The sequence below is a fragment of the Melittangium boletus DSM 14713 genome (assembly GCF_002305855.1).
In the GTDB taxonomy this organism is placed as follows: Bacteria; Myxococcota; Myxococcia; order Myxococcales; family Myxococcaceae; genus Cystobacter; species Cystobacter boletus.
In genome coordinates this window covers 8402640-8422748 of sequence record NZ_CP022163.1, presented here as the reverse complement: position 1 = coordinate 8422748, position 20109 = coordinate 8402640, and the positions used below count along the sequence as shown (strand labels likewise).

Below are 20109 nucleotides of genomic sequence, written 5' to 3'. Positions count from 1 at the left end.
AGGGTTCGCCCACCCTGAGGAGCGCTGCAACGGGTCTCCCCGCCAGGCTCAGGTTCTTGTAACGGCGCTCGCTGACTCGTGGCGACATGGCCCGGGACGCGAGCGCTCACCGTCTTGCCCCCATGGCCCCGCCACCCGGGAGCAACGCATGAGCGCCGCCGTCGATTTGAGCAAGTTCACCGATTACAAGGTCGCGGACATCAAGCTGGCTGACTGGGGTCGCAAGGAGATCGCGATCGCCGAGACCGAGATGCCCGGCCTGATGGCCATCCGCGACGAGTACGCGAAGCAGCAGCCCCTCAAGGGCGCGCGCATCGCGGGCTCGCTGCACATGACCATCCAGACCGCGGTGCTCATCCAGACGCTGGAGGCGCTCGGCGCCCAGGTGCGGTGGGCCTCGTGCAACATCTTCTCCACGCAGGATCACGCCGCGGCGGCGATCGCCGCCGGTGGCACCCCCGTGTTCGCCTTCAAGGGCGAGACGCTGGAGCAGTACTGGGACTACACGCACCGCATCTTCGAGTGGGCGGACGGCGGCTCGCCCAACATGATCCTCGATGACGGCGGCGACGCCACGCTCCTGCTCCACCTGGGCGCCAACGCGGAGAAGGACCTGTCCGTGCTCGCCAAGCCCGGCAGCGAGGAGGAGACCATCCTCTTCGCCTCCATCCGCAAGCGGCTGGAGCAGCAGCCCGGCTGGTACTCCAAGACGCTCGCGAACATCCAGGGCGTCACCGAGGAGACCACCACGGGCGTGCACCGGCTCTACCAGATGGCGAAGGAAGGCCGGCTCAAGTTCCCGGCCATCAACGTCAACGACTCGGTGACCAAGTCCAAGTTCGACAACATCTACGGCTGCCGTGAGTCGCTGGTGGACGCCATCAAGCGCGCCACGGACGTGATGATCGCCGGCAAGGTGGCCGTGGTGGCCGGCTACGGCGAGGTGGGCAAGGGCTCGGCGCAGGCGCTGCGCGGCCTCCAGGCCCAGGTGTGGGTCACCGAGATCGATCCCATCTGCGCCCTCCAGGCGGCGATGGAAGGCTACCGCGTCGTCTCCATGGACTACGCGGCGGACAAGGCGGACATCTTCGTCACCGCGACGGGCAACTTCCAGGTGCTCACCCACGAGCACATGAAGCGGATGAAGAACAACGCCATCGTGTGCAACATCGGCCACTTCGACAACGAGATCGATGTGGCGAGCCTCAAGCAGTACAAGTGGGACAACATCAAGCCCCAGGTCGATCACGTCATCTTCCCGGACAACAAGCGCATCATCCTGCTCGCCGAGGGCCGCCTGGTGAACCTGGGCTGCGGCACGGGCCACCCCAGCTACGTGATGAGCTCCTCCTTCGCCAACCAGGTGCTCGCGCAGATCGAGATCTTCACCAAGCCGGGCCACTACAAGCCGGGCGTGTACATGCTGCCGCGGCACCTGGACGAGAAGGTGGCCCGTCTGCAGCTCAGCAAGCTGGGCGCCGAGCTCACCCAGCTCACCCCCGAGCAGGCGAAGTACATCGGCGTGACCCAGGAGGGTCCGTACAAGAGCGACCACTACCGCTACTAGTCACACCCGCCGCGTCCTCTCTTCTGGGAGGGGACGCGGTTCGCGCATGACCCTGCTCCCCCTCGATCACCTCGCCCCCGCCCTCGTCTGGCTCGACATCGCCGGCATCGCGGTGTTCGCCGTCTCGGGCGCGCTCGCCGCCGCCCGCCTCAAGCAGAACCTCGTCACCTTCGCGTTCTTCGCCGCCATCACCAGCACCGGCGGAGGCACCGTGCGCGATCTCCTGCTCGGCGCCCCGGTGTTCTGGATGCATGATCCGCGGGCCATCACCACCTGTCTCGGCATGGCGGTGCTCGTCTGGTTCACGCCCGCGTGGCTGTGGCGGGGCAAGGCGCTCGACTGGTTCGACGCGCTGGGCCTCGCCGCCTATGCCGTCTATGGCGCCGCCAAGGCGCTGAGCCTCGGCATCCCCGCCCTGCCCGCCACGGTGATGGGAGTCGTCACCGCCTGCGTGGGAGGCATCATCCGCGACGTGCTCGCGGGCGAGCCCTCCATCCTCCTGCGCCCGGAGATCTACGTCACCGCCGCCGCGCTCGCCGCCGCGCTGTTCGTCGGCCTGAGCCTGCTCGGCGTGCCCCTGCCGCTGGCTGCCGGACTCGCGGCCACCGCCGGCTTCGTCCTGCGCGCCCTGGCCATCGTGCGAGGCCTCGCCCTTCCCCTCTACCGGGGTTGACGGGCGCGCTTCACCACACGGAGTTCAAGGACGACGTCGCCGCCGCGGGCGCGGGGGCCTTCGCCTCCACCTGGGCGGCGGCGAAGAAGGCCTCGGCCACCCCCCGCGTCTTGGCCATCTTCTCGGGGCGCTGGGTGTACGTGAAGGTGTAGCCGACCTGGTCCTTCAACACGGTGAACTGGAGCTGGGCCAGACGGACGCCCTGCAAGGTGAAGGTGTACTCGCGCAGCACGCCCTGGTGGGGGCCGAAGGTGGCCTCACGCTCGTTGCCCAAGACGAAGTCCTGGGACTTGCGCAGCCCCGCCAGCGCGCGCGCGGCGAACCGCGTGACCGTCTCCCCCTGATTCGCGGGCTCGATCGACACGACCACGTTCGCGCGGAAGCCCTCCTCCTCGGGACCTACCGCCACCACCTGGCTCGCATCGAACCAGCCGTTGGGAAGGGACAGCACCAGGGGACCGTGACGGATGACGTTGGACGCGCTCATGGGAAGAGACTCCTACACCGGGCGCGTCTGGCTCCGCCACTCATCCCCCTACAGAGGGAACACGCGCACATGGATTCCCCCTGCCCCACATCGTCCACGGTGCTCCCACTGGTGAGTGGAGTCACCAGGAGACAAGCGTTGTCACCAGGGGAAAAAGCACTCTGGGCCGCTAAAGCCGCGAAAACAGGTCTATCTGGGAGAAGGCAAGGTTGGCACGCCGGGTGCTTAAGGCAATGCCAGACGCGAAACGCGAAGCCATTTCACTGACCCCGAGGAGAACCGCATGTCCCGTCTGACCGTATTCCGTTGTGTCTCGCTGTTGGGTGCCCTGAGTGGGCTGGGTGGATGTGCCGTCGATGAGGTGAAGTCCGTCGAGCCTGTCGATCAGCTCCAGCGCGAGGCCATCGTGTCGAGCATCACGGCGGGCGACTACGTCATCCGCTCCGCCCAGAACAACAAGTGCATCGACATCGCCTCCTCCGGCACCGCCGACGGCACCAAGGTGCAGCTGTGGGACTGCAACGGCACCAACGCCCAGAAGTTCGCCATCTCCGCGACGTCCGACGGCTACTGGAAGATCATCAACGTCAACAGCGGCAAGGGCTTCGACATCAAGGAAGTCAGCTACGCCCAGAACGCCGAGCTCCACCAGTGGTCCTACGTCGGTGGCGCCAACCAGCAGTTCAAGTTCGTGAACCGCGGTAACAACAACTTCAGCATCCACGCGCGTCACACGGACATGGTCATCGACCTGCTCTGGGGCTCGGCGAACAACGGCACGGGCTTCGTGCAGTACCCCTACACGGGCACCGCCAACCAGCTCTACACCCTGGACAAGGTCTCCGGCGGCGGCACCACGCCTCCCCCCTCGGGCAACGGCATCGCCGGCATCCTGAGCGAGTCCACCTTCAACGCGATGTTCCCCGGCCGCAACGGCTTCTACTCCTACTCGGCCCTGGTCGCCGCGGCCAACACCTTCTCCGGCTTCGCCACCACGGGCGACACCGACACCCGCAAGCGCGAGGTGGCCGCCTTCCTGGCCAACATCGCCCACGAGACGGGCAACCTCGTCTACATCGAGGAGATCGCCAAGAGCACCATGTGCGACACCGGCTGGGGCCCCCCGGGCTGCGGCTGCGCCGCGGGTAAGATGTACTACGGCCGTGGCCCCATCCAGCTGTCGTGGAACGGCAACTACTGCGCCGCGGGCAACGCGCTGGGCGTGGACCTCAAGAACAACCCCGACCTGGTCGCGCGCGACGCCACCATCTCCTGGCGCACGGGCTTCTGGTTCTGGATGACGCAGACGGGCGCGGGCTCCATGACGGCCCACAACGCCATCGTCAACGGCGCGGGCTTCGGTGAGACCATCCGCACCATCAACGGCGCCCTGGAGTGCGGTGGCCGCAACCCCGCCCAGGTGCAGAGCCGCGTGAACAACTACACCCGCTTCTGCAGCCTGCTGGGCGTCAGCCCCGGCGCCAACACCGGCTGCTGAGCCACTGAGCGCCGTCACGTCGAATGAGGGCCCCGGGGAGTCATTCCCGGGGCCTTCTCGCGTTTCCGAGAGGCCGCCGCCCACCCACGGGCCCGCTGGCCCGGCCGCCCTCCCTCCGTCGAGATGGGGATGGTTCCCTCTTCCCGTGGCGGGATAGCCTCGCGCCCTCATGCGTGCGCCCCTGCTCTACCTGCTGTTCTTCCTCTCCGGCATCAGCGGTCTCGTCTACCAGGTGGTGTGGGTTCGCCAGTTCGGCAATCTCTTCGGCAACACCGTCTGGTCGGCCGCTGTCGTCACCGCCATCTTCATGTGCGGCCTGGGCGTGGGGGGACTCGTCGCGGGGCGTCTCGCGGATCGGCTCCATGCCCGGGACGGTGCCGCGCCGCTGAGGCTGTATGCCCGCGTGGAGTTGGGCATCGCGGTGCTCGGCATGCTGGTGGCGCTCGCGTTGCCCTGGGTGGGGCGGGCCTCGGGCGCGCTCTCCGCGTACACCCCCGATGCCCAGGGCTGGCTCGTCCTGTCCGTGTCCTCGCAGGTGTGGCGCTACCTGTTGGCGCTCGTGCTGCTGGGCCCCATCACCCTGCTCATGGGCGGCACCCTCACGCTCCTCATCCGCCACCAGGTCGGTTCCCAGTTCTCGGCCGCCGGCTGGCACGTGGGCGCGCTCTACGGCGTCAACACCGCCGGAGCCGCACTGGGCGCGTTCCTCACCGATCTCGCCTTCATCCCCGCGCTCGGCGTGCGAGACACCCAACTGCTCGCCGTGGCCCTCAACACCGCCGTGGGCCTCTGTGCGCTCCTCGTCCTGCGCCAGGGCGCGTCTTCCGCCGCCCCGCCTCCACCCGTCCTCAGTGAGCCCGCTCCCCCGCCGTCAATGCCCGAGGAGTCGCGCCTCGTGCACCTGACGGGCATGGCGCTCGCGCTTTCCGGCTTCGCCTCCATGGGCATGGAGATGCTGTGGTTCCGCTACTTCTCCACCCTGCTGGGCGGCTTTCGCAGCGTCTTCTCGCTGTTGCTCACCGTCATCCTCGTGTGCATGTGGTTGGGCGCCACGCTCGCGGGCGGACTCGTGCGGCGCCTGGGCCGACCCGCGCTGCTGCTGGGCTCGGCGCTGACGCTCCTGGTCATCACCAGCCTGGGCCTGCTGGCCTCATTGGACGTGGAGTCCGTACGGGCCAGCGAGCGGGCCCTCGGACATGGCGGCCCTCCCTCGCGCCTCGCCGAACACCTCTTCCTGCTCATGCCGATGATCTCCGCGGTGGGGCTGCCCTCCGTCCTCATGGGGATGACCTTTCCCCTGGCCAACGCCCTGGTGCAGCGCGCCAGCGCCACCGTGGGGGGACGCGCGGGAGGCCTCTACCTGTGGAACACCGCGGGCGCGGTGCTCGGCTCTCTCTGCACGGGCTTCCTCCTGCTGCCGGCGCTCGGCATGCAGCGGAGCATGGGCGCGCTGGCGTTGCTGACAACCCTGGCCCTGTTGCCCCTGGCCCTCGCGGCCATTCCCCTGCCGGAGGCGGGCCTGTCCCGGCGGCGGGTGCCCACGCTGCTCGCCGGATGCGCGCTCGCGCTGGTGGGCTGGAGCGGCCAGGCCCCGGACAAGCTGCTGCGCCAGGGCTTCCCCATCGTCGACGTCGAGCCCGTGCGCGTGCTGGCCACCAGCGAGGGGCCCAACGAGACCGTCCTCATCGCCGAGGTGGAGGGCCTGGGCCGCGCGCTCTACACCAATGGCCACAGCATGGCCGGCAACGAGCCCACCGCGCAGCGCTACATGCGGGCCATGGCGCACGTCCCCCTGCTGCAACAGGAGTCGCCCCGGCGCGTGGGCATCATCTGCTTCGGCGCGGGCAACACGGTGCATGCCGCGTCCCTGCACCCGTCCGTGGAGAAGCTCGACGTGATGGACCTGTCGCGCAACGTCCTCTCGCACGCGGACTACTTCGCCGCCACCAATGGCCACGTGTTGAAGGATCCGCGCGTCACCGTTCACGTCAACGATGGCCGGCAACACCTGCGCATGCGGCCCGAGGGCACGTACGATCTCATCACCCTGGAGCCTCCTCCCATCGCCTTCGCGGGCGTGGGCTCGCTCTACTCGCGGGAGTTCTACGCCCTGGCCCGGAGCCGGCTCGTCCCCGGGGGCTACTTCACCCAATGGCTGCCGGCCTATCAGGTGCCCGAGCACACGTCGCGCGCCATGGTGCGGGCCTTCCTCGACGTTTTCCCGGACGCGGTGCTGCTGGCGGGCTATGGCGCGGAACTCATCCTCATGGGCAGCAACGGCGGCCAGAACCAGCTCCACCTCGCCGAGGTCCAGCGCCGCCTGGAGGCCCGCCCCCAGGTGAAGGCCGATCTGGAGCGCTTCTGGTTGGGCTCTCCGGTGGAGTACGCGGGCCTCTTCTCCGCATCCACGCGGGGGCTGGAGGCGCTGACCCGAGGCGTGGCGCCCGTCACCGACGACTGGCCCATCACCGAGTACAGCATGGCCTCGACGGGCACTCCGCGGCGCATGCCCGCCGGGCTGTTCGCCCTGGAAGACCTCACCACCTGGTGCACCGACTGCGATGATCCGCGCCTGCCCGCGTATACCGACGAGTTGAAGCGCCTCTACGCCCAGGAGGAGTTCCTCTCCCGGGCGGAGTTCGCCCTGCCCTCGCCTCCCTGAGTAATAAATTCGAACGAGTCGTGATTACACATCACTGCATGACCCCTTGCGAAACAACACGAGGGGTGTTCGTTCACCACGGGCCGGTTTCTCTTGAGCCCTGGTGTGACGCGCTCTACCAGTTGATCCGCGTGAACGCTGTGAGCCACTTCACACGAGGAGTGTGCTCAAAGAGGGCTGCACGGCGCACAGCTCGGCGGCACCTGTCAGCGGCCCTCCTCGAGGGCCGCGACGTGCCGCACATGACCCCATGAGTCCTTCCGGCGGCCCGACATCCCGAGTAGGAAGAGGTGAAGTCAGGAGGGAGGAACATGAGCGACAACGCGGACTGGAAGGGTCGGCGGCTCGGCCCTTATGAAGTGGGCGAGCGTTACCCGGACGTGCCCGAGGACGAGGGCCACCTCTACGAGGCACATCACACCGGGACGGGAGCGCCCGCGCTGGTGGTGATGCCGGGAACTGGGGAGGAGTGGCGCACGCCAACCGCCTGGAGCACCCAGACCACGAGCTTTACCGATCCACCCGCGCTCATCGCGCACACCGAGGCACCAACGGGGGCGAAAAAGCCCACCCTGCACGAGCAAGCATTGGGTCACCTGCGAATGGCGGGAGCCTTGATGAGCCTCGATGACCGGGAGGACGCCCGGGCCCATTTCGCACGCGCGGCGCGTCCTCCGGCATGTCGGTGGAGAAGGCACTGGGCCGTGGCGAGCCTGAGCCTCGCGCTGGTGGTTGGCGGTGCACTGCTGCTCTGGCCGCGCGAGCCCGAGCAAGCATGGAACGAAGCACGCTCCCCGCCCCAGGAGCCCAGAAACCTCATCAACACACGGGATGTCCCCTTCCCCGTCATCGCCTACCCGATGCCCGAGAAGCCGTTAAAGGAACAAGCCACGCCTCCGTGTATCCCAGTCACGGAAGTAGAAATCCGAGGCGGCTGCTGGGCCCAGCATAAACACGATGCGCCCTGCCCTCCTGGTTCGGCCGAGTACCAGGGTCATTGCTACATGCCCGTGAAGAAGAAGGACCCCGAGCCTCGCTCGGTCGACCCCTGACGCACGCCCGAAGGCGGCCAGCCAGGCGAGCGAGGGGGCCCGGTGGAGGATCTCCTCTGCTGGCGCTGGGTGAGTTCGTGTGTCCCTGTGTGAAGGAAGGCGCTCGCGGACCTGCTGGCGGTGGAGGGAGACCCGACCCGGGACATCTCCGCGTTTCGTCAGGTGCGCTTCATCATGAAGGGCGGAACTGTCCACCGGCGGCAGTTCCCGTGAGCCGCCGCTCCGCGCGAGCACGACTCCCGCGCAGAATGCGCTCCACGGAGGCGCCCCATTGCGGGGTGACCCCGCCGGAGAGTCCGACATGGCGGAGCAATACGACAACATCGGCGGCAGGTACGAGCAGTTCAAGAACACGGCGCCCCTGCCCATCCCGGAGCAACACACGTTCCTGAAGCTCGTGGGCGACCTGCACGGCCAGCGGGTCCTGGATCTGGCGTGCGGCGCGGGCCACTACTCCCGGTTGTTGAAGCAACAGGGGGCCAACGAGGTCCTGGGCGTGGACATCTCCTCGAAGATGGTGTCCGTGGCCCTGGAGCGGGAGCAGGAGCGCCCCCAAGGCATCCGATTCCATGTCGCCGATGCCACCCACCTGCCCGTCCTGGGCTCGTTCCATCTGGTGACGGCCGTCTATCTGCTCAATTACGCACGAACCCGGGAAGAGCTGGCGAGCATGTGCGGCAGTGCCTATCGCAACCTGACGGAGGGCGGGCGCTTCATCGCCTTCACCATGGAGCCGAGCTTCGAGCTGACGAAGTCGAGCTGGGCGAAGTACGGCTTCGATGTACGCCGGGAAACCCTCGAGGGGGAACGCCATGTGGTGCAGGCGACCTTCCTCACGGATCCGCCGGCGGACATCGAATACCTCCGCTGGCCCGCCGCCACCTACGAGTGGGCCATGGAACAAGCCGGCTTCCGGCAACTCGAGTGGAAGCACTTCGAGGTTCCTCCCGAGGCGATCGCCCGGTTCGGCGCGGACTTCTGGAAGGAGTACCAGGAGCACCCGCTGCTCGTGGTGCTGAGCGGCCGGAAGTAGCCCGAGCGGAGAGCTACGGAATCTCGGCGGGGACACCCAGGCCGCGCAGCCACGTCTGGGCGAGCGGCGTGGAGTCATACCCCGTCTCTTCCTTCACGAGATCCAGCAACTGCTGCATGCGTGCCGTGCCTCCCACGTGGCGCTGGTAGAAATGCGCCAGCGCCTGATCCATGGCGGCCGTGCCGATCTGCTTCTCCAGCGCCCGGTAGAAAAAGGCTCCCTTCACGTAGGGGATGGTGGACCAGAGCGGATGGGTGAGGATGTCGATCTCGTTGCAGGTGGAGTCCGGCAGGGCCAGCGTGTCCCCACGCGCCACGGCCCGCTCCAGGGACAGCTTCCAGGAGGCCCACACCTTCTCCTCGGCCTCCACGCCCTCGGTCTCCCGCACCGAGCGCGCGGTCAGGTATTCGGACGTCCCCTCGGACAGGACGAAGTCCTCCCAGCACTGGATGCGCACGCCATTGCCAAACCACCCATGGGCCGCCTCGTGGTGGTGTACCAGCTTGTCATCCATGGCATCGGAGGCCACGTGCCAGTACGGGTGGTGCTCCATGCCGCCATAAGCCCCCTCCCCCCAATTGGCCGACACCGAGCCCACCTTGGAGCCGAAGGAATAGGCGCCGTAGCGCTTCTCGTAGAAGTCCACCGCGTCCTTCAAGTGAAGCGTCCCCTGGGTGGCCGCCACCTCCTCGCCCGGCAGGTGCCAGACGGACACCTGAGTCCCCGCCGCGGTGCTGCCCAGGGCCTTCTCGGTGTAGTCCCCCACCGCCCACGCCAACATGTAGGGCGGGGCCTCGCCCGGAATGGAGCGGGGATAGACGGCCGTCTTGCCCGCGGGCACGTTCTCGAGCTGGAGCGAGAACGTCGCGCCATCGGCCAGCGCCGGATGGCACGGGTAGAGGTTCGCGCAGAAGGACGGCCAGGTGAAGGTCGTCCCACCCGGCAGGTAACCGTCGTAGTTCGTCGACTCGGAGATCACGTAGTCGACGCGGACGAAGGACGCCCACTCGGGCACGCCCACGTCCAACTGGCCGTCCTTCACGGTGTGGTTCAGCGGCCCGCAACGGCTGCTCACTCCGGTGATGCGCAGCGAGCCGACCTTCAGGGACAGGGTGTTGCTCGAGGAGCCCGCCACCTGGATGAGGGCCGTGGCCTCCAGCGAGTCGAGCCTCACGTTCAACGCGGTGGAGCGGATGTCACGGGACAGGTCCGCTCCGGCGGGCGGTGGCTCACCCTGGGCCAGCGCGTCACAGAGGAGCGGACACGCGGGCAACTCCGTGCCGTTCGTGGGTCCCGCACAGGAGCTGGCTTCATCGGTCACCTCCTCCGGCGAGTCCTTGGGACACCCCATCCCAAGACCGCTCAAGAGAAGAAGGACCGCCATTCGCGAGGGACGCATGTTCATGGGGAGTTCCGTGAGGCGAGAGGAAAGGAGTCGGCTCAATTCGAGGGAGAGCGGGCGCGGGCCTCGCGCTCGTCGCGCGGCAGGCGGACGAGGAACGTGGCCCCCCCACCTGGCGTCTCCTGAATGAGGATACTTCCATGGTGGGCCTCGATCACCTGCCGCATCACCCAGAGTCCCAATCCCAGGCCACCGTAGTGGCGCACCGGCACGGCCCGCTCGAACCGCTCGAAGACCCGGTGGCGATCGACCTCGGGGATTCCAATGCCATGGTCCACGACGGAGAGCTCCAGGAGAGGCCCCTCCTCGCGCAGGGATAGCTCCACCGGACGGCCCCGCCCGAACTTCAGGGCATTGGACAGCAGATGCTGGAGCACCTGCTCCATGCGGCTCCGGTCGAAGAACCCGCCCAGGGAGGGCTCGACCTGGGCGACCAGGGTGGAGCCCTGGCGCCGGGCCTCGTCCTGGTGGGCCGACACCATCTCCTCCACGAGCGCCGTCAGGTCCAGCGGCTCGAGCGCCAGTTGGATGCGGCCAGGAGCGAGCCGCGATACGTCCAACAGGGTCTCGACGAGGCTGGCCAGCCGGCGCACGGAGCGCCGGGCCGATACCAGACGCTCGCCGATGTCATGGGGCGAGGCCTTGTTCACGCTCCGCTCGATGGCGCCGAGCTGGAGTTGGAAGGCGGTGAGCGGCGTCTTCAATTCATGGGAGGCCAGGGAGAGGAACTCGTCCCGCGCCCGCACCGCCTCCAGGAGGTTGTCCACGCGCACCCGCTCCTGGGCCACCTGCCGGCGCATGCGCATGCGCTCCAGGTGAGCGCGAACCCGGGCGAGCAACTCACGCGCGGAGAAGGGTTTGACGAGGTAGTCATCCGCTCCGGATTCGATGCCCTCGAGCGTGGCCTCCTGTCCGGCCCGGGCAGACAACAGGAGGATGGGCAGCTCCCGGGTGTGGGGAGCCGCCCGCAGGGCGCGCAACAAGCCCACGCCGTCCAGCCGCGGCATCATCACGTCCGAGAGCACGAGGTCCGGAGGATGGGCCAGCGCGGCTTCCAGGGCCGCCTGCCCATCCGCCACCGAGTCCACGGTGAACTCGACGGACAGCACCCGGTGGATGTAGTCGCGCATGTCCGCGTTGTCGTCCGCGAGGAGCACCCGCGCCCGTGGCAGGCCCGGGTCCAACACTCGGGGCGCTGGCGATTCCTCCACCGTCCACCGCAGCGCCTCCTCGACATAGGCGCCGGCGCCCACCGCGGTGGAGGACTGGCCGCGCGAGGCCCGGACGCGCTCCTCGGGCAAGTGCCCGGTGCCCAGAGGCACCTCGACGGTGAACGTCGTCCCCCGCCCCTCCGTGCTGTCCACCCGCACGCGGCCCCCGTGCAACAGCACGAGCTCCCGCACCAGCGCCAGGCCAATGCCAGAGCCCTCATGGGTCCGGGCATGCGCGTCCTTCACCCGGTGGAAGCGCTCGAAGAGGCGCGGCAGTTCCGCGGCGGGAATGCCCGTTCCCGTGTCGCTCACCTCGAGCAGGGCCCGGCCCTCCCACTCACGGGTCCGCACCGTGATGGAGCCCTGATGGGTGAACTTGAAGGCGTTGGAGACGAGGTTGAGGACGATCTTCTCCCACGACTCGCCGTCCAGATAGACGGGTTGGGACAAGGGAGGACAGTCCACGATGAACTGGAGGCCCGCGCGCTCCACCGCCGAGCGGAAGCTGCTCGCCAGGTCCCCGCTCAACGCGGAGAAGTCCGTGGGGGCATAACACTACTGCGTCAGGGGCCCGAAAGATGAATGGGGATGCCAGCCAGGGGCCGTGAGGGGAACTGGGGGCTGGAGCGGTGGCAGCAAGGACAGCGAGGCAGCCAGGTGGCAATCACCCGGGCCATGGCAAGCCGTGCGGTGATGAAGCTGTCGTGAAAGTGGCGTTCAGGCCTGGAGCGGCTGCGCGTGGGCTTCACCCGCCCCTCGGGCCGAGGGGGGAAAATGCCGCGCGCGTTCGGCGATGATGAACGCGTAGCAGCACAGGGCGACGGAGACGTGGTGGTGCCAACCTGGAAAGCGCCGACCCTCGTAGTGGTCGAGCCCGAGCTCTCCCTTCAAGTCCTCGTAGACGCGCTCGGTTCGCCAGCGCTGCATGACAAGACGGATGAGCTGTTTCTTACTCATGCGCTCTGGCACTGAAACAAGGAAATAGTTAGCCGGCTCGGACTCACCTTCGCGCCATTCAATGAGCAGCCAGAGCGGTTCTTGTTGGCTTTTGGGAACTCCCGCGGCAATCACACGACGCAAGGCGAAACGCGCCCAGAGCGGCTCACGGGTGCCGCAGCGCCAGGTGCAGCGTCGAAAGCCTCCGCGCTCGTGCAGGTGCGAAGCCATGTCCTTGACGCTCATCGCCTCGCCCTGGGGGCGTCCCTCGTCGTCGAGGAGGCAAACGGCCGTTTGGGGGTCTACACCCACTGCATAATGCAGCCCCAAGGAGCGCACCTGTGCGCGGAACTCACTGGAGGAGCCATACGCGGAGTCCGCCAGGGCGACTCCTTTGGGAACGCCGTCCGCTATCGCTCGACGAATCATCTGCACAGCCAACTGGGGTTTTGTCTTGAAAGTCACCTCCTCGGGGATTCGGGCCTCCTGACGACGAGCGGAGTCATTGACCCAGGACTCGGGCAGGTACAGCTCGAAGTCGATGGGGAGGTGCTCGGTGCGGGTGGCGAGGCTGAGGCTGACGCCAATCTGGCAGTTGGTGATTTTGCCCGCCGAGCCGGTGTATTGCCGCTGCACGCCCACCGAATGCTTGCCTTGCTTGAGAAAGCCGGTGTCGTCGACAATCCATGCCTCGATGGGCTCGCGCTGCGTCATGGCGCCAAGGGCATAGCCAGTGGCCTCTCGGCGAACCTCCCGATCGCTCCAGCGGGAGTTGACAGCGAAGTGAAGCAGGCGCTGGTGCATGGCCTCGGTCTTGTCGGGGTCGGGGCAGGCCCGCGCGGCAATGGGCTCGACGCTCTTGCGCTCGCCCTCCCCCAGGAGGCCCAGGGCATAAAGGGCAAAGGAACCTCGGCGACTGTCCCCGCCCAAGACGTCGCCAATCTTTTGGAAATACGCCTCGAGTCGTTCAACTCCCTGGGCGTCCATGAAGGTGCGCATCATCTGGCTCACTGAATGGGCTTCACGACACAATCAATACGCACCGGCCGACTTTCGCGGTAGGGGTCCACACCTGACTTCCAAGACCAGGCGAGCAGACAGGCCCCTCCTTCACCTCCTGCTCAGTCATGACGCAGTAGTGATAACTGGCCTCCAGCCGCCCCGCCCCCAGCCGGGAGAAGTCCAGCAGGGAGTTGACGAGCCGCAACATCCGCTCCGAGTTGCGGTGGAGCACCTCGAGTTCGGATCGGACCTCCGGTGACAGCACGCCCGCGCGTCCGGAGAGCAGATCCTGCGTGGGCCCCAGCATCAGGGTCAGCGGGGTGCGGAACTCGTGGCTGATGTTGCTGAAGAAGGTCGTCTTGGCACGGTCGAGTTCCGCCAGGGCCTCCGCGCGCTGACGCTCTTCCTCATGGGCCCGCGCGTTGCGCAGGGCCACCGACACCTGCCCCACCAGCAGTTCGTGAAAGGAGCGGTAGCCCTCGTCGAGCGCCCGGTTGGGACTCACCCCCAGCACGAGCACCCCCAGCGGAGAGCTCTGCTCCGAGGAGGCGATGGGCATGGCCACCGCCGTGCGCACCGGATCCTTCCACGGCCCTCCGGTCAGCGCGACGCGGCGCTCGACATCCTCGACGAGGATCGTCTCCCCCCCCACCGCGCGGCCCAGGGGCCACCACCGCTCGCCCTCCTCCTTCTCCACGACGGCCGGACACGCGTTCTCGTCCAGTCCGATGACGCCCTGACGCAGGAGCCTTCCGCTGTCCGGATCCCGCAGGTAGAGCAGCGCGAAGGGCACGTCCAGGGGGTGCTCGGCGATGGCCGCGATGACATCCCGGCAGGCCTTCTCCACACCCCGAGTCCCAGCCGCGCTCGAGGCCAGATCCCTCAGCAGCCGCAAGCGCCGCTCCCCGAGCACCTGCTCCGTCACCTCGCTGCAGACGGCGAACATCCCGACGATGCGCCCCTCGTCATCCTCGGCGGGCGAGTGGGAGACGCTGAAATAGGATTCCTCGCGATAGCCGGAGCGCTCCAGCAGGAGCAGCAAGGCGGGAGTCCAATTGGCCACGCCGGTGGTCATCACCTGGTGGATCATCGGGCCGAGCGTGTCCCAGGCCTCGGCCATGGTGATGCGAATGTCCAGACCGAGCGCCGCCGGGTGCTTGTCACCAATCAGCTTCGAGTAGGCATCATTGTAGAACTGGAGAAAGGAGGGCCCCCAGGTGAGCACCATGGGGTAGCGCGACGCGAGCATCGTGCGCACCAGCGCGATCAGGCTCCGGGGCCAGGTCTCGATCGGACCCAGTTCACTGGAAGCCCAGTCGTGCGTTCGCACGCGCTCATGCATGTCACTCGGGCCCAAGAACATCGTCACATCCTAGTGGGCCGACGCCCAGACCAACATCGACTGCACCACGTCGTGCAGGTCCTGGCCGGAGAAGGGTTTGTCCACCCGGCGATTCTTCACCTGGCTCAGGAACTCACGGGCGTTGGGCGTGAAGGCGCCTCCCGTCAGGAACACGAGCCGATCCGTCAGGACGGGCAGGTGGAGCAAGAGCTGCTGATACAGCTCCACCCCACTCATCTCGGGCATCATCACGTCACATAGGATGACGTCGAAGTGCTCTCCACTCACCAGACGGGTGAGGGCCTCGCGCGCGCTCGTCAGGGTGATGACCTCGTGCTCGCGCTGGAGCGTGCGCCGGATGGCCGTGCCAATCAGGGGCTCGTCGTCCACGACCATGACACGGCCCCGCCGCGAGTGCTCCCGGACCACGGAGGCGCGCGGCGCCTCCTGGGTGCGCGCCGCCGAGTGCTGCGCCAGGAGGAGCCAGAAGGTGCTTCCCTCCCCCACCCGGCTCTCCACGCCCATGCGACCACCGAAGCTCGTCACGATGTCGTGGCAGATGGACAGGCCGAGTCCCGTGCCCACCCCCACCGGCTTGGTGGTGAAGAACGGATCGAACACCCGCGCCAGGTTCTCCGGACGAATACCCACCCCCGTGTCATGCACTTCGATCCGCACGAACGAACCCTGGAGGCTCGTGGCGATGCGGACCTCGTTGCGCTCCACGTTCCCCTCGGGGATGGCATGGGCCGCGTTGACGAGCAGATTGAGGATCACCTGTCCGAGCCGGCCTTCGTTCGCCTCGACGCGGAACGGGGGCCCGTAGTCACGAACCAGCCGGGCGCGGTGCTTGAGCTCGTTCACGGCCATGCCGATGGACGTCTCGATGACGCGGTGCACGTCCACCGGACCGAGCCCCGAGTCCTCGTCCCCGCGCGAGAACATCTTCAACTGCCGCACGATGTCGCGCACCCGGGTGGCCCCGAGACGGATTTCCGCGAGCAGTTCCTGCGCCTCGGCGCGCACGCTGGAGAGCTCCAGCCGCGTCAACACATGGCTCTCCAGGTGATCGAGGCTGGCCATCGTGTAGGCGAGCGGATTGTTGATCTCGTGCGCGACTCCCGCGGCGAGCAGGCCGAGCGAGCCCATGCGATCCGCGCGCAGCAGCCGGGCCTCCATCTCCTTGCGCTCGGTCAGGTCGCGGACGATCCAGACATTGGAAGGCTTTCCGTCGAACGTCAGGGGGATGTGGACGATCTCCACGGGCGTGCGCCCTCCCCCCCTGCGCAGCATGAGGACTTCCCGGGGCGGGATGGGCTCGCCCTTGCTCTTCCAGCAATGGATGTCGTCGTGCAACCGGTCCCATGCCTCCGGAAGCAGGAGCACGGACCCCAGCTCCGCCAGGGACTTGCCCACGAGCTCCCGTGCGGACGAGAAGCCGAGCAGCGCCACATAGGAGGGATTGATGTAGACGAGCCGATCCTCCTGCAGCACGCTGACGCCATCCGGCAACCGCTCGATGAGCTCCTGAAAGCTCTCCTGGGAGCGGCGCAGGGCCTCGAGCGTGTGCGCGTGCTGGAGCGCATAGCGGATGGAGCGCTCCAGGAGCGTCGACGTGAGCTTGGACTTCTCCAGGAAGTCGGCGGCCCCGGCCTGTTGGGCCTCATGGTCGATGGTGTTGTCTTCCTGTCCGGTCAACAGGATGAACGGGCCCCGCCAGCCCGCGCCCCGGGCCCGCTGCAACAGCTCGAGCCCCGTCGTCGCGCCGAGCCGGTAGTCCAGCAGACACACGTCATGCCGGCCGGATTGCAGCTCCTCCAGGGCCCGCTCGCACGTGGCCACCCATTCGAGCACCACCCGCCGAGGTCCCAACTCACGCAGGCAGTCCCGCGTCAGGACGAAGTCATCCTCGTCATCCTCGACGAGCAGGACCCGGATGAGGCGCGACTCGGCCTCACGCCTCATGGCTATGCGGTGCGGGGGGCAGTTCGACGATCTGCAGCCAATGCTTGTCGAGCACCTTCACGACCTCGACCAGCCCCTCGAAGGTCACCGGCTTGGTGATGAAGCAGTTGGCGCCCAGACCGTAGGTGCGCAGGATGTCCTCCTCGGCCTTGGACGTGGTCAGCACGACGACGGGGATGTGCTTGAGCGCCGGGTCGGACTTGATCTCCCGCAGGGCCTCGCGCCCGTCCTTGCGGGGCATGTTCAGGTCCAGGAGGATCAACCCGGGCCGGGGCGCGTCCTTGGGATTGGTGTAGCGACCCTGACGGCGCAGGTACTGGAGCAGTTCCTCGCCATCCTCGACGAAGCGCAGCTCGTTGGCGAGCCGGCTCTCCTGCATCGCCGTGAGGGCGAACTCCCGGTCATCCGCGTCATCATCCGCCATCAGGATGGTTACAGCTCGTCTCGTCTCCATGATTCCTCACCGGCGCATGGGCTGCTTGAGCGGCAGCGTAATGTGGAAGGAAGAGCCCACATCGGGCGTACTGCGCACCTCGATGACTCCTCCGTGCCGCTCGGCGATCTTGCGGCAGATGGCGAGGCCGATTCCCGTGCCCTCGTACTGTCCGCGGCCGTGCAGGCGTTGAAACACATTGAAGATGCGATCGCGATATTTCTCGTCGAATCCGATGCCGTTGTCCGCCACCACCAAGGTGAACCGGTGACGCTGGGCATCCACGGAAGCCGTGATGGACACCGACGGTGGCGTTTCCTCGCGGCGGAACTTGAGGGCGTTGCCCACCAGGTTCTGCAGCAACTGGCGCATCTGGGTGGGGTCCGCATCGAGCACGGGCAAATCGCCGAGCGTGACGGTCGCGCCCGTCTGTTCGATGGGATCCTCGAGGTCGTCCAACACCTCGTTGGCGACGGTGGCCAGTTCCACCCGGGTAAACGGCTGCCCCTTGGCGGACACCCGGGAGAAGGCGAGCAGATCATCGATCAACCGGCGCATGCGCGTCGCGGCGCCCTGCATCCGCTCCAGGTAGTCATGGCCCTCGGGGCTCAAGCCCGTGGACGTCTTCTTCAGACGCTCGCCAAAGGTCTGGATCTTTCGCAGCGGCTCCTGCAGGTCGTGCGAGGCCACGTACGCGAAGCTCTCCAGCTCACGATTGGACTGCTCCAGGCGCACCTGGGTCCGCTTGAGATCGGTGATGTCGGTGAGAATCACCGTGAAACCGATGATCCGGTCCTCCACCATGATGGGGCCCACACGGGCAGCGAACCACTCGGGGCCGCCCTCCACGAGGGGCTTCAGCTCGAACCCGCCGGTCTCCCCGGTGGCGAGCACCCGCTGGGTGACGGAGCGTGCGTTCTCGCGTGACTCCGGAGCGATCCAGTCGAAGAGATCATCGCCGAGCACCCGCTCCACGGTCAGGCCCGGGATGGTGAAGTTGATGTAGCGGATGCGCGCGTTCACGTCGCAGCAGAACATGCTGTTGGGCGACTGCTCCATCAGCGCCCGCATGCCGAAGGCCTCCTCCTCCTTCAACCGTCTCGCGGAGAGCTGCGCGGACAGGGCATTGAGAGCCGCGGCGACGGGCCCGAGCGGCCCCTCTTCCCGCGAACACCGGGCATGCGGCTCGCGCGCTGCGATGCGCTTGATCTGCTCGAGCAATGCCTCGACCGTCGTTTCACTCGAATTCCCGATGGCCAGAATGTCGTTCTCCGGAGCGGCGTCCAACCCGACGCCTCGACGCGTATTCACGCGAGTCTCCTCCCAGACACGGTCCGGGCGCTCATCGCGCTCGCTCGAAACCGCATCGAACACAAGTAAGTAGCATGGGCACGAAGTTCGTACAGTTCTCAACAAGTAAGAATCAAGAGACTGGACCTGAGACGTCACCAGCTAGGGGTCGAACGTGAGGGAACCACCCACCCTTCGCGGATGCTGAACCCACACCGCTCGTGAAAACAACGAGCGGACGCTCGCCCCCACGGGCTCCATGGCTGATCGCTTCCAGACGATGGCTGGCGTTGAATGCAAACGAGTTCACGTCCCATTGTCTCGCCGGAAGGCGCGTCTGGCTGGAATTCATTCCTCTCCTGTATGACTTGAATCGCCGGGTCGGCGCATTCATCCCTTCTTTCGGAAAGGAGTCTGTCCATGGGCCAGAACGCTCGAGGTTTCCAGTGGCTGGTGAGAGGAATTGTCGGATTGTCCTTGCTGAGCGCATGCGGTGCGCCCCAGGAGGGAGAAGAATCCGCCCTGGAGACGGACGGTCGGGCCATGGGCGACGTGGCGGTGGAATTGTCCGTGGCGAACCATTCACTGAGCGCCCGCGAGGACGCGGTGATCCAGGTCACCTTCACCAATGTGTCCGCCCAGCCAGTGCGGCTGCTCAAGTGGTATGTGCCGGGCACCGAGGGCGTGAAGGCGGAGCTGTTCGACGTGTCGCGCGATGGCGAACCGGTGGAATACCTCGGACCCCACGCCAAACGCAGGGCACCGCGCACCGAGGATTTCGTCACCCTCGCTCCCGGCGAACGCCTGTCGGGCCTCGCGCCTCTTTCAAACCTGTATGACTTGAGCGAAACGGGCGAATACACCGTCCGCTTCTCCGCGCATGCCACCGGGCCCCACCCCACGGTGCTCACCCGCGCCGCGCAGCTGGATTCCAACCCATTGGGCCTGTGGATCGAGGGCCGGGCCGCCCATGATCCGGAACGCCAGACACAAGACACGGTCACCGCCCTGGGCCTGTCTTTCACGGGCTGCTCGAGCACGCGTCAGACCCAGATCCGCTCGGCGTGGACCGCCGCCAAGAATTACGCGAGCACCGCGGTGAGCTATCTCAATGGCATCAGCTCGGGCACCACGCGCTACACCACCTGGTTCGGCGCCTATTCGACCACCCACCGCAACACGGCGCGCAGTCACTTCACCAAGATCAACAGCGCGCTGAGCACCGCGCTCCTCACGGTGGATTGCACCTGCACGGACACGGGCACCTACGCCTACGTGTATCCAAGCTCGCCCTACCGCATCTACGTGTGCGGCGCCTTCTGGAGCGCCTCCCCCGCCGGCACGGATTCCCAGGCGGGAACACTCGTGCACGAGGTGAGTCACTTCAACGTGGTGGCGAGCACGAATGACCATGCCTATGGCCAGGGCAACGCCAAGAGCCTGGCCCGGAGCAATCCCTCGCGTGCCCTGAACAACGCGGACAACCACGAGTACTTCGCGGAGAACACCCCCTCCCAGAACTAACGGCCGCTCGACCTCGATGCGCGCCTCCCTGT

General features: G+C 67.1%; 15 protein-coding genes and 1 riboswitch. Of the genes, 7 read left to right on the top strand and 8 right to left on the bottom strand.

The genetic code is table 11. From position 1 onward, the window contains the following. The first annotated feature begins 10 nt into the window (after window positions 1–10). Window positions 11–77, top strand: a riboswitch (S-adenosyl-L-homocysteine riboswitch). 71 nt (window positions 78–148) lie between these two features. After that, window positions 149–1567 carry an adenosylhomocysteinase gene (ahcY, locus tag MEBOL_RS34890; RefSeq protein WP_095981468.1) on the top strand — a complete coding sequence of 473 codons (1419 nt, stop codon included), beginning with the start codon at window positions 149–151 and terminating at the stop codon, window positions 1565–1567. 46 nt (window positions 1568–1613) lie between these two features. Beyond that, entirely contained in the window at window positions 1614–2240 is a 627-nt protein-coding gene (locus MEBOL_RS34885) for a trimeric intracellular cation channel family protein (RefSeq protein WP_095981467.1), read from the top strand. Between the two features lie 10 nt (window positions 2241–2250). On the opposite strand, the gene MEBOL_RS34880 is transcribed toward MEBOL_RS34885, so the two are convergent. Continuing rightward, window positions 2251–2727 carry a DcrB-related protein gene (locus tag MEBOL_RS34880; RefSeq protein WP_095981466.1) on the bottom strand — a complete coding sequence of 159 codons (477 nt, stop codon included), beginning with the start codon at window positions 2725–2727 and terminating at the stop codon, window positions 2251–2253. A gap of 283 nt (window positions 2728–3010) precedes the next feature. Between MEBOL_RS34880 and MEBOL_RS34875 the strand changes: the two genes are divergently transcribed. The 4 genes from MEBOL_RS34875 to MEBOL_RS34860 all read left to right on the top strand — a co-directional run bounded on the left by MEBOL_RS34875 (window position 3011) and on the right by MEBOL_RS34860 (window position 8972). Further along, entirely contained in the window at window positions 3011–4225 is a 1215-nt protein-coding gene (locus tag MEBOL_RS34875) for a glycoside hydrolase family 19 protein (protein ID WP_095981465.1), read from the top strand. Between the two features lie 169 nt (window positions 4226–4394). Next, window positions 4395–6887 (top strand): fused MFS/spermidine synthase, encoded by a 2493-nt coding sequence (locus MEBOL_RS34870; protein WP_095981464.1) that lies wholly within the window; start codon window positions 4395–4397, stop codon window positions 6885–6887. A gap of 311 nt (window positions 6888–7198) precedes the next feature. Beyond that, a complete protein-coding gene (locus tag MEBOL_RS34865; RefSeq protein ID WP_095981463.1) occupies window positions 7199–7939 on the top strand; it encodes a hypothetical protein in 741 nt (246 codons plus the stop codon). Between the two features lie 301 nt (window positions 7940–8240). Continuing rightward, window positions 8241–8972, top strand: coding sequence for a class I SAM-dependent methyltransferase (locus MEBOL_RS34860; RefSeq protein ID WP_095981462.1), 732 nt, complete (start codon window positions 8241–8243; stop codon window positions 8970–8972). A 13-nt stretch (window positions 8973–8985) separates the two neighbouring features. Here the strand turns inward: MEBOL_RS34860 and MEBOL_RS34855 are convergent, their stop codons facing one another. The 7 genes from MEBOL_RS34855 to MEBOL_RS34825 form a co-directional block, all read right to left on the bottom strand. Further along, window positions 8986–10377, bottom strand: coding sequence for a M1 family metallopeptidase (locus MEBOL_RS34855; protein ID WP_095981461.1), 1392 nt, complete (start codon window positions 10375–10377; stop codon window positions 8986–8988). Between the two features lie 35 nt (window positions 10378–10412). Further along, on the bottom strand, window positions 10413–12113 hold the full coding sequence (locus MEBOL_RS34850; RefSeq protein WP_095981460.1) for a sensor histidine kinase: 1701 nt from the start codon (window positions 12111–12113) through the stop codon (window positions 10413–10415). A 189-nt stretch (window positions 12114–12302) separates the two neighbouring features. Beyond that, window positions 12303–13508: an IS701 family transposase gene (locus MEBOL_RS34845; RefSeq protein ID WP_095983074.1), complete on the bottom strand. Its 1206-nt coding sequence runs from the start codon at window positions 13506–13508 to the stop codon at window positions 12303–12305. Between the two features lie 34 nt (window positions 13509–13542). Then, window positions 13543–14886, bottom strand: a complete 1344-nt coding sequence (locus MEBOL_RS34840; protein ID WP_245919125.1) for a sensor histidine kinase — start codon at window positions 14884–14886, stop codon at window positions 13543–13545. A gap of 9 nt (window positions 14887–14895) precedes the next feature. Continuing rightward, window positions 14896–16830, bottom strand: coding sequence for a hybrid sensor histidine kinase/response regulator (locus tag MEBOL_RS34835; protein WP_095981459.1), 1935 nt, complete (start codon window positions 16828–16830; stop codon window positions 14896–14898). Beyond that, window positions 16820–17284, bottom strand: coding sequence for a response regulator (locus tag MEBOL_RS34830; protein WP_095981458.1), 465 nt, complete (start codon window positions 17282–17284; stop codon window positions 16820–16822). The genes MEBOL_RS34835 and MEBOL_RS34830 overlap by 11 nt, the downstream gene beginning before the upstream one ends. A gap of 6 nt (window positions 17285–17290) precedes the next feature. Continuing rightward, window positions 17291–18574 carry a sensor histidine kinase gene (locus MEBOL_RS34825; RefSeq protein WP_245919123.1) on the bottom strand — a complete coding sequence of 428 codons (1284 nt, stop codon included), beginning with the start codon at window positions 18572–18574 and terminating at the stop codon, window positions 17291–17293. 399 nt (window positions 18575–18973) lie between these two features. Here MEBOL_RS34825 and MEBOL_RS34820 point away from each other — a divergent pair, with 399 nt between their 5' ends. After that, window positions 18974–20077 (top strand): M35 family metalloendopeptidase, encoded by a 1104-nt coding sequence (locus MEBOL_RS34820; RefSeq protein ID WP_095981457.1) that lies wholly within the window; start codon window positions 18974–18976, stop codon window positions 20075–20077. The last annotated feature ends 32 nt before the right edge of the window (window positions 20078–20109 follow it).